The sequence below is a fragment of the Methanobacteriaceae archaeon genome (genome assembly GCA_029219465.1).
In the GTDB taxonomy this organism is placed as follows: Archaea; Methanobacteriota; Methanobacteria; order Methanobacteriales; family Methanobacteriaceae; genus Methanocatella.
This window is the reverse complement of record JAQXTL010000016.1, coordinates 1-9,039: the sequence shown is the minus strand read 5'-3', so window position 1 is coordinate 9,039 and position 9,039 is coordinate 1. Positions and strand designations below refer to the sequence as shown.

The following is a 9,039-nucleotide window of genomic DNA, read 5'->3' as shown; positions in this document are numbered from 1 at the left end:
AGGCATTGCCGGGCAGCTACGCGCTAGGTGATAAAGGCTGAAAGCATCTAAGCCTGAGGTATCCCCTGAAAATAGATTGCTTAGGACGCGAGTAGAAGACTTGTTTGATGGGGTAGGGATGTAAGCTTCGAGGTTTTTTTTTCCGAGTTGTTGAGTCCGCTGCTTCCAATTGTTCGCTTGCATTATTTTAAAGTTAGTAAATTATATCCAATTCTTTAATGTTGTGGGTTTGATATAATTTGGTTAGGTGTTAACAGTAAGGGTGAAAGTTGCGCTGATATATTTACTTAATTATTTTCATATATTTGTATATTATTAGGTATTGCGGTCATAGCATGGGGGTTATACCTGGTCTCGTTTCGATCCCAGTAGTGAAGTCCTTTTGTGTTTTGTTTGTGTACTATGGTTTTCTATGGGAATTTCATTTCGCTGCAAGCCTTTTATATATACAAATTTTACTTAATGCTTATTATTTTCATACTATAATGAGTATTGCGGTCATAGCATGGGGGTTATACCTGGTCTCGTTTCGATCCCAGTAGTGAAGTCCTTTTGTGTTTTGTTTGTGTACTATGGTTTTCTATGGGAATTTCATTTCGCTGCAAGCTCATTATATTCATACATTTCATTTTTATTATAGATTTTTTTCATTTATTTAATATTTTCGTTATATTTTGTTTAGTTTTTAACTTTTAATCTTTGTTTTAAGAAATAGTTAAATATTGTTTTTTACATAAATATTATTGTCGTATCATTATTGACCAATGCCTTCGGTCCTTTTATGAGGGAAGTTGATACTGTCTATGATTAGAAGAAACCCAGCATTGGATAGGCTGCCAGTTTCGAGGGTTACTCGAGGAGCGAAGGGTATTCTAGCGATGATTCAAGAGAGTTAGTATACTGGCAAAATCCTATTACATTAATTTTTTATTATAATTTTGAATATTCTTCAAGGTTTTTTTATTTCACATTTATTATGTTTTACCATAAAATTAAATATTAACATTTATATATGCTTTTTTTAATAATTTTATATATTATAGTCTTAAGGAAATTTTTAAAAGTTTTGGCTGTCCTTTTTATTTTAATTGTCTCTTCAGGAGTTGTTTGTGCTCAAGAAAATGCTTTTGATGTTTTGGCAGATGATTATAATCAAATTTTGGCAGATTCAAATAATGATGTATTAGGTGAGTCACTTAAGACATTTACTGACTTGAAAAATGATATTTCAGGTGCTGTAGATGTTTTTGAAGTGACTAGTGATTATAAAATTTGATAATGCAACTGATAATAAGAATGGTATTCTAATAAATACAACTTCGTTAGTTATCAATGGTAATGGGCATACTATTGATGCAAGTAATCAGGCAAGAATATTTTTGATTAATGCTTCTCAGCTTGTAATTAATGATCTTACTTTTATTAATGCAAATATCACTGAAGGTAGTGCATTACTCATGGTGAACAGTAATGTTACTACTAATAATGTTGTATTTAAGAATAGTGTTGCAAATAATGGGGTAATTTCTGCATTTGGTACTAAATATTTAAGTAATAATGACGTATTTAAAGATGTAACTTCTACTAAAAATGGTGTTATCAAATTGTACAGGTCCGCAGGAACTTTTGATAATGCTACTTTTACTAGCTCTAAGGATTTAGTATGGGGTTTTATTTATGATAATGGAAATTCTGCTCTTATTGTAAGAAACTCTGTATTTGCAAATACAACTTCCAAATATTGTGCTGCTATTAAATGACCAAGTAAAGTAAAGATTACTAACACTACATTTACTAATTTGAACACTCTTCTTAGTGCAGGTGCAATTGCAGCAAAAGAAATGGATTATTTTGAAGTTGATGGTTGTACTTTTGTTAATGTAACTTCTACTAAAAATGGTGGAGCAATATTTATAGATAAAGTTAAAGAATCATACATTTTAAATTCCAGTTTTACTAATTGTACTTCAGGATTTGGTGGTGCTATATTAGCATTAAGCAGTAGTGTTGATATTGAAAATTCCACATTTGTTGAAAATGGTGCTGTGTTTGATGGTGGAGCAGTTTATGTTTCATGGTGTAATTTAACTATTTTCAATTCCACATTTACTAAAACTGTCCCATTAGAAAATAATGACTGTTATGGTGCAGTGTTATACTGTGATCATTCATCTGCTGTTGTAAATAATACTAAAATTATTGATAATATTGGATATGACACAGGTGTTTTATATTTCTATGATTCAGAATTTGCTGTTGTGAATTCTACTTTTAAAGATAATATTAATTTTGATGGTAAATTTGATGATATCTTCTCAGTATTTGATTTAAATGATGCTGTATTAATCAATAATACTTTCAGTGGTGAAGGTTCTGTCAGTTTAAAAAACACTGATTATAATACTATTGTTGATTTACCAGGTGCTAAAATAACTTTAATTAATAATTCTATTGTTGTTGATACTTTGCCGGCTAAATTTGATTCTCGTGATTGGGGTTGGATTACTCCTGTTAAAGATCAAGCTCAGGCTGGTTTTTGCTGGTCATTTGGTTCAGCTGGTGCAATGGAAGCTGCAATCTTGAAGAATTTAGGAATAGTATTTGATATTTCTGAAAATAATATTCAGGGAATTTGTTTACAATACTCAAGATATGGATTGATTGGGCATACTGAAGGTGGAAAACATGATATGGCATTAAATTATGCTTTAAGCTGGCTTGGAGTTTTATCTTCAGAACATGATACCTATGATGAACTTGGTAAAGTTACTCCAGTTATTTGGACAGAAGATAATGTTCATTTCCATGATGTTGTAATAATTCCTGGACGTAAAAACGTAACTGACAATAATCCTTTAAAAGAAGCAATTATGAAGTATGGTGCTGTTGCTATTACTTACTTTGCTGCTGATGAACCTTTCGTAAACTATACTAGTGGTGGACAATATTATAATGGATTATACGCTACTAATCATGGTGTTACTTTAGTTGGTTGGGATGATACTTATTCAGCAAGTAATTTTGATGTAAGGCCACCTGGTGACGGTGCATGGATTATTAAAAACAGTTGGGGAACTAATGCGGGTGTTGATGGATATTTCTATATTTCATATTATGATACATGTTTTGCTATGAAGAATTCATATGATTATATGATTTCTAATACTGAGCAGTATAATAAGAATTACCAATATGATCTTCAAGGAAACTTAGGTTATTTAAATATCTTCAATCAATACAAGAATGTTTACATTGCTGAAGATGATGATTTGATTGGTGCTGTTGGAACTTATTTCAATCAGTCTAACGTGACTTATACTATCAAAGTCTATGTGAATGATTCATTAAAATATGTACAGACTGGTGCTTCAGTATTTGGTGGTTTTAACACTATCAAATTAGATACATATGTTCCAATCAAGAAAGGAGATAAATTTGCTGTTGAAATTAAATCAAATTCAGCACCATTTTTAGTTGGTTCAAGACAACATTATCTTAATAACTGGTCATACTTTTACTATGGTGGTGAGGAAGCTGGCTGGTATTCTTCAATGGATGCAGTGCCGGGTACTCCTTTAATCTTTCCTATAAAAGTATTTACTGTTGTAGATGATTCTAAATTAGTTGATAATACTGATATGACTGTTGATTATGCTTCTGGTAAATATTTCACAGTTAAAGTTGTTACTGCTGATGGTAAGAAGGTTGGTGCTGGTGAAAAGGTTACTTTCTTGATTAACGGAAAAAAGACTGTTGTTACTACTGATATTAATGGTGTTGCAAAAGTTAAAATTACTGGAGCTCCAAATAAGTACACAATTTTAACTTATTATAAAGGAAAATCAGTTAAAAATACTATTACTATAAAACACGTTGTTTCAACAAGTAAAGTGTCTGTTAAAAAGACTGCTAAGTCCTTTACCTTGAAAGCTACAGTTAAAATTAACGGTAAATATCAAAAAGGTAATGTTGTCTTTAAATTCAAAGGCAAAACCTACAAAGCAACAACTGACAGTAAAGGTGTTGCAAAAGTTGTAATTAAAAAGAGTGTAATTAATAAGCTTAAAAAAGGTAAAACTTATACCTTTAGCGCTTCATTTGTAAAAGACACTGTAAAATCAACTGTTAAAGTTAGATGAGTAATCATCTAACTCTTTTTTTTATTTTAATTCTTTCCAGTCATTGTATCCTTGATGTTCCCAATAGCTTTCACTTCTAGGATCATATATTACTTCTCCAGTTGCATGCCATCCTGTACCTGTTGTGTGATCATAAATTGCGCCAGGATCATTTGAGTAATCGTTAGCTACTGTATATTCTGAAGAAGATTCAATTACTTCTTCGTTAATTGTTATATTTTCTTCAAGGAATGTTTTTTTGTGATATAAATCTCCAATAAATGAACAATTAATGCTATATGCTCCAGGAGTCATATTTTCAACATTGAATTTCACAATTCCTTTATCATCTGTGGTTAAATTAATGCTGGTTATATTTCCCTCATTATTGCTAAAATCAATTGATACAGTTTTATTTACAAGAGGATTATTGTTTTTGTCTATTAACTGTACTGATAATGTGTCGTTGTGTTCTAATGTTGTATTTGAAGTAATTATCAGTGATGTTTTTTCCGGTTGGATAACTATAGCTCCTATAGCTATTATTAAAGATATTATAATTAATAATAAAGCAATAATTATCTTCTCGTTTTTATTCATAATATCACCATACTTAAATTGTTAGTAATTTATATCTATATTTAAATGAATATTAATTTTTTGATTTAATCCTTTATATACAAACATTTATTAATGTGGATAAACATATTTTATCATAATATTCATATTAACCTAAGGTTACTTTTTAACTATGGTTTTTGTTTTAATTTGCGCAAATCATTTTAATCCAAGCATGAATATTATATCCTACATAAAAGAGAGGATATTTTGAGTAGAGGAAAACGACCAAAGTGGATGATAGAAATAGCTAAAGAAAGAATGGATATTCTTTTTACACGTGCTGAGATGGAATTCATCACCCATCCTGAGCGTTCCAACCGTTATGTGGAACTGGCATTGAAATTGTCTACTAAATATAATACTAAAATTCCTGAAAAATGGAGTAGAAGGTATTGTAAAAATTGTAAGTGCTTCCTCTCGCCTGGTCGCAATTGCACCGTCCGGCTAGTTAACTCTGAAGTTAACCTTTTTTGTGGTGAATGTGATCATGTAATGAAGATTCCTTATCATAAGGAACAAAAAAATAAAAGGAGAGCAAAATATGAGTCAATCAAAAAAAGAAATGATGAATAGAGCTCTTTCCGCTATGACAATTAACATTGGTAAAAACGGTCTTAATGATAATGTTATTGAAGAAATTAAGCGCCAACTTGAAGCTAATGAACTTGTCAAACTTAAATTTGCAAAAAATATCGCTAGAGATAAAGATAAATTTATAGATGATATTGTTTCTCAAACCAGAGCTAAGCTCATTGATGTTAGAGGACATGTCGCTGTAATTTATAAAAAAAAGCCTTAAACATTATAAATTTAGAGTTACGGGCCCTATTTTTTAGGTCTTAAATTTACAGTGGATTAAGCTACATTATTTAATAAAATATTGGAGAATTAATATGACTACTGTATTTGATGTACCTGCAGATTTATTAATTAAAAAAGTCGCAGATGAATTTAAAAATAATGATAAGATCAATTCCCCTGCATGGTCCAATTTTGTTAAAACTGGTGTTCACAAAGAAAGAAAACCTGAAGACGCAGATTGGTGGTATGTAAGGACCGCTTCCATTATCAGAAGAGTATACATGGATGGTCCAGTGGGAGTTATGAGTTTAAGAACTTTCTACGGTGGTAAAAAAGACCGTGGCGTACGTCCTGAAGTATTTAGAAAAGGTAGTGGATCTATTATTAGAACCGCATTACACCAATTAGAAGATGCTGGACTCGTTGAGAAAGTTGAAGGTGGAAGAGTTGTTACTCCAGCAGGAAGATCATTCTTAGATAAAATTTCTGCTGAAATCATTAAAGATATTCCTGGTCTTGAAAAATACTAATTATATTTTGGAGAGTTTGATATGAGCGATTTAGATGAAATTCGTCAAAAAAGGATGGCTGAATTACAAGCTCAACAAGCTGCTATGCAGAATCAAGCACAACAACAAGCTATGGCTCAAGCACAACAGCAAGAAGCTCAAGCACAATTTGAAGCACAGAAAAAACAGATCATTGCTCAAATTATGACTTCTGAAGCTCGTAATAGGTTGTCTAATCTTAAATTAACCAAACCTGAACTTGTTAATCAAATTGAACTTCAATTGATTCAATCTGCTCAGGCTGGAAGTTTAAGAGGAAAAGTAACTGATGAACAGCTTAAAGTTCTTTTAAGACAAATTGCTGGTCAAAAAAGAGAAATTAAAATTACAAGGAAATAATATCGATGAAAGCTGGTGTATTATATAGTGGAGGTAAGGATTCATCCTTTGTAGCAGTAATGCTTAAAAGGTTAGGTCTTGACGTAGAGCTATGTACCGCAAACTTTGGTGTTTACGATTCATACATTCCAGCAAGCAAATCTGCCGAAGCGTTAGGTTTCAAACATAATGTCTTGAAAATGGATTATGATATTCTCGACAAGACTTGTGAAATGATTATGGATGACGGATTTCCGAATGATGGAATAAAGTTTATTCATGCTCAGACAGTTGAAATGCTTGCAGATGAATTTGATATTATTGCAGATGGGACAAGAAGAGATGACAGAACTCCTAAATTAAACATTAATCAGATTAAAAGTCTTGAAGATAGAAAAAATGTTCAATATATCAATCTTGATAGTTTCGGACACAAATCTGTTAAAAAAATAACTTCAAATTTATTTGAAATTTCTCATGAAAGGTCAAATAAGGACAACAGTTCTGATTTTGAAGTGGAAATAAGGACTTTGATTGATGAGAAAGGAGGAAACTCATTGGATATATTCCCTGAACATTATCAAACTCGTGTTATAGGATATAAAAAATAATTATTATATGTATTACAGGTGAGAAAATGAGTAGAAATAAACCATTAGCTAAAAAATTAAGAATGGCAAAAGCAAACAAACAAAATAGGAGAATTCCAATCTGGGCTTATGCTAAAACTAACCGTAAACTTAGATACAGACCAAAACCTAGACATTGGAGAAGAAACAGTCTTAAATTATAATGAGGGGTTATTATGGAAAGAGTTTACACAATTCCACTTAGAAACGTTAAAGAAATTAAAAGAACTATCAGAGCTCCTAGAGCTATCAGAGAAGTTAAAAATTTCTTAACTAAACACATGAAAGCTGAAGAAGTCAAAATTGACGAATCAATCAATCATGCTATTTGGGAAAGAGGTATCCAAAAAATACCTTCTAAAATTACTGTAAAAGCAGTTAAAGATGATGATGGTGTTGTAACAGCTACTTTAGCAGAATAGCTTTGTTTACTACCATGCTATTGAGTAAAGTGAGGTAACAATATGTTAAAAAGAGTAGATATTGTAGGAAATCCAAATATTGGTGTTTTTATACTCGCAACTGATGACTTGGCTATTGTTCCTTATAATCTTTTAGATGAAAAAGCTGATATTATTAAGGAAGCATTAGATGTTGATGTTGTAAAATCCTCAATCTCTGGATGTAGTCTTATCGGATCTTTAGCTGTAGCTAATTCAAACGGAATGGTTGTTTCACCACATGTTTTAGACAGGGAAATTAAACAGTTTGAAGATTTAGGTATTAATGTAGCTACTGTTCCTGGTCAATACACTGCATTAGGTAATATTGTTGCAGCAAATGACAAAGGTGCTATTGTTAGCCCATTTTTATCCGAAGAAGCGATAAACGTTATTGAAGAAACTTTAGATGTTAATGTTGAAGCTACTTCCATGGTTGGAAGCGACATTATTGGATCTATGATTCAAGTTACAAATAAAGGATTTTTAATAAGTTCTAAAGCTATTCAATCTGAAATTAGTTTTGCTCAAGAAGTATTTGGTGTAGAAGGGGATATTGGTACTGTTGGAAGAGGTATTTCTTTAGTTGGTGCTTGTTCTATTGCTAATTCCAATGGAGCAATTGTTGCTAAGGATAGTACCGGTCCTGAAATGGCTAGAGTTGAAGAAGCATTAGGCTTTTTAGATGATGATTTTTAATTAATATATCTATGAGGGATTTTATATGATAACAAAAATTTACAGAGTTAAAGGTACTTTTGTAATGGGCGATGACTATCATAAGTTTACTAAAGAATACAAAGCTACTTGTGAAGCTGAAATCGAAGAAAAAATCTACGAACGTTTCGGAAGTAAACACAGAATTAACAGGAATCAAATTTCTATCGATGAAATCGTAGAAATCGCTCCTGAAGATGTTGTTGACCCAATCGTTAAAGAAATCTTATAAACACTTTGAAGGTGTTCATATGGAAGATCAACAAAGGTTAAATGGTCTTCTTAACGAAATCAATGTTTACAGACAACAAGCAGAATTAATTCAACAACAAATTGAATTAATCAAAACTTCAATGGCTGAAGTTGACGCATTATTTGCTACTTTAGAAGATATTGAAGGTAAAGAGTCTGTTGAAGCTTTCGTACCTGTTGGTGCAGGTTCATTCGTTAAAGGAGAACTTAAAAGTACTGACGAAATTATTGTAAGTATTGGAGCAGGACTCGCTGTTAAAAAAGATGCTGAAGGTGCTCGTGAAATCTTAAACGGGCAAAAAGAGGACTTAAATGACAGCTTGGACAAAATGTTAGCTAACTTACAACAATGTACTGACGTTGTTGGAAGCCTTCAAGCTCAAGCTGAACAAATTGCAGCTGCTGCTCAAGGAAATATTGCTCAATAAGTGCAATTTTTTCTTTTTTTCTTTTTTTGAGGATGTGACACGAAGTCACAATTTTTTCTAATTTTAATTGTTTTATTTTTCTTTAATTTTATATACTATGAAGTACAATCGTTTATTATAGATATTAATATTTATGGTTGTTTTAT

Annotated in this window: 14 protein-coding genes and 3 rRNA genes; 16 read left to right on the top strand and 1 reads right to left on the bottom strand. The window is 31.4% G+C overall.

What is annotated here, in order from left to right; genetic code table 11:
* The 6 genes from PUD86_07800 to PUD86_07775 form a co-directional block, all read left to right on the top strand.
* Positions 1-189 (top strand): 23S ribosomal RNA (locus tag PUD86_07800); the annotation flags it as partial.
* Between the two features lie 131 nt (positions 190-320).
* Positions 321-438 (top strand): 5S ribosomal RNA (gene rrf / locus PUD86_07795).
* Positions 439-490: 52 nt separating this feature from the next.
* Positions 491-608, top strand: a 5S ribosomal RNA gene (gene rrf, locus PUD86_07790).
* A gap of 458 nt (positions 609-1,066) precedes the next feature.
* Positions 1,067-1,276 carry a hypothetical protein gene (locus PUD86_07785; GenBank protein ID MDD6777181.1) on the top strand — a complete coding sequence of 70 codons (210 nt, stop codon included), beginning with the start codon at positions 1,067-1,069 and terminating at the stop codon, positions 1,274-1,276.
* Entirely contained in the window at positions 1,260-1,760 is a 501-nt protein-coding gene (locus PUD86_07780) for a hypothetical protein (GenBank protein MDD6777180.1), read from the top strand. The genes PUD86_07785 and PUD86_07780 overlap by 17 nt, the downstream gene beginning before the upstream one ends.
* Positions 1,761-1,799: 39 nt before the next feature.
* Positions 1,800-4,139: a C1 family peptidase gene (locus tag PUD86_07775; protein ID MDD6777179.1), complete on the top strand. Its 2,340-nt coding sequence runs from the start codon at positions 1,800-1,802 to the stop codon at positions 4,137-4,139.
* Positions 4,140-4,160: 21 nt separating this feature from the next.
* Here the strand turns inward: PUD86_07775 and PUD86_07770 are convergent, their stop codons facing one another.
* Positions 4,161-4,718 carry a carboxypeptidase-like regulatory domain-containing protein gene (locus tag PUD86_07770; GenBank protein ID MDD6777178.1) on the bottom strand — a complete coding sequence of 186 codons (558 nt, stop codon included), beginning with the start codon at positions 4,716-4,718 and terminating at the stop codon, positions 4,161-4,163.
* Positions 4,719-4,946: 228 nt separating this feature from the next.
* On the opposite strand from PUD86_07770, the gene PUD86_07765 reads away from it, so the two are divergent.
* From PUD86_07765 to pfdA, 10 genes are all read left to right on the top strand, one after another.
* Positions 4,947-5,312, top strand: a complete 366-nt coding sequence (locus PUD86_07765) for a ribonuclease P (protein ID MDD6777177.1) — start codon at positions 4,947-4,949, stop codon at positions 5,310-5,312.
* Positions 5,281-5,538, top strand: a complete 258-nt coding sequence (locus PUD86_07760; protein ID MDD6777176.1) for a YhbY family RNA-binding protein — start codon at positions 5,281-5,283, stop codon at positions 5,536-5,538. Before PUD86_07765 ends, PUD86_07760 begins: the two co-directional genes overlap by 32 nt.
* A gap of 94 nt (positions 5,539-5,632) precedes the next feature.
* Positions 5,633-6,070 carry a 30S ribosomal protein S19e gene (locus tag PUD86_07755; protein ID MDD6777175.1) on the top strand — a complete coding sequence of 146 codons (438 nt, stop codon included), beginning with the start codon at positions 5,633-5,635 and terminating at the stop codon, positions 6,068-6,070.
* 21 nt (positions 6,071-6,091) lie between these two features.
* Complete coding sequence (locus PUD86_07750; protein ID MDD6777174.1) at positions 6,092-6,448, top strand: DNA-binding protein; 357 nt, start codon at positions 6,092-6,094, stop codon at positions 6,446-6,448.
* 5 nt (positions 6,449-6,453) lie between these two features.
* Positions 6,454-7,038 (top strand): hypothetical protein, encoded by a 585-nt coding sequence (locus PUD86_07745; GenBank protein ID MDD6777173.1) that lies wholly within the window; start codon positions 6,454-6,456, stop codon positions 7,036-7,038.
* Positions 7,039-7,064: 26 nt separating this feature from the next.
* Positions 7,065-7,220 (top strand): 50S ribosomal protein L39e, encoded by a 156-nt coding sequence (locus PUD86_07740; GenBank protein MDD6777172.1) that lies wholly within the window; start codon positions 7,065-7,067, stop codon positions 7,218-7,220.
* Between the two features lie 12 nt (positions 7,221-7,232).
* On the top strand, positions 7,233-7,478 hold the full coding sequence (locus tag PUD86_07735; protein ID MDD6777171.1) for a 50S ribosomal protein L31e: 246 nt from the start codon (positions 7,233-7,235) through the stop codon (positions 7,476-7,478).
* 42 nt (positions 7,479-7,520) lie between these two features.
* Positions 7,521-8,195 (top strand): translation initiation factor IF-6, encoded by a 675-nt coding sequence (locus PUD86_07730; GenBank protein ID MDD6777170.1) that lies wholly within the window; start codon positions 7,521-7,523, stop codon positions 8,193-8,195.
* Between the two features lie 25 nt (positions 8,196-8,220).
* On the top strand, positions 8,221-8,445 hold the full coding sequence (rpl18a, locus tag PUD86_07725; protein MDD6777169.1) for a 50S ribosomal protein L18Ae: 225 nt from the start codon (positions 8,221-8,223) through the stop codon (positions 8,443-8,445).
* 19 nt (positions 8,446-8,464) lie between these two features.
* On the top strand, positions 8,465-8,893 hold the full coding sequence (gene pfdA / locus PUD86_07720; protein ID MDD6777168.1) for a prefoldin subunit alpha: 429 nt from the start codon (positions 8,465-8,467) through the stop codon (positions 8,891-8,893).
* The last annotated feature ends 146 nt before the right edge of the window (positions 8,894-9,039 follow it).

Coding starts and splice junctions, on each gene's coding strand:
- PUD86_07755 (MDD6777175.1), top strand. CDS start 5,633: ATGACTACTGTATTTGATGTACCTGCAGATTTATTAATTAAAAAAGTC.
- PUD86_07740 (MDD6777172.1), top strand. CDS start 7,065: ATGAGTAGAAATAAACCATTAGCTAAAAAATTAAGAATGGCAAAAGCA.
- PUD86_07760 (MDD6777176.1), top strand. CDS start 5,281: ATGAGTCAATCAAAAAAAGAAATGATGAATAGAGCTCTTTCCGCTATG.
- PUD86_07750 (MDD6777174.1), top strand. CDS start 6,092: ATGAGCGATTTAGATGAAATTCGTCAAAAAAGGATGGCTGAATTACAA.
- PUD86_07735 (MDD6777171.1), top strand. CDS start 7,233: ATGGAAAGAGTTTACACAATTCCACTTAGAAACGTTAAAGAAATTAAA.
- pfdA (MDD6777168.1), top strand. CDS start 8,465: ATGGAAGATCAACAAAGGTTAAATGGTCTTCTTAACGAAATCAATGTT.
- PUD86_07745 (MDD6777173.1), top strand. CDS start 6,454: ATGAAAGCTGGTGTATTATATAGTGGAGGTAAGGATTCATCCTTTGTA.
- PUD86_07770 (MDD6777178.1), bottom strand. CDS start 4,718: ATGAATAAAAACGAGAAGATAATTATTGCTTTATTATTAATTATAATA.
- PUD86_07730 (MDD6777170.1), top strand. CDS start 7,521: ATGTTAAAAAGAGTAGATATTGTAGGAAATCCAAATATTGGTGTTTTT.
- rpl18a (MDD6777169.1), top strand. CDS start 8,221: ATGATAACAAAAATTTACAGAGTTAAAGGTACTTTTGTAATGGGCGAT.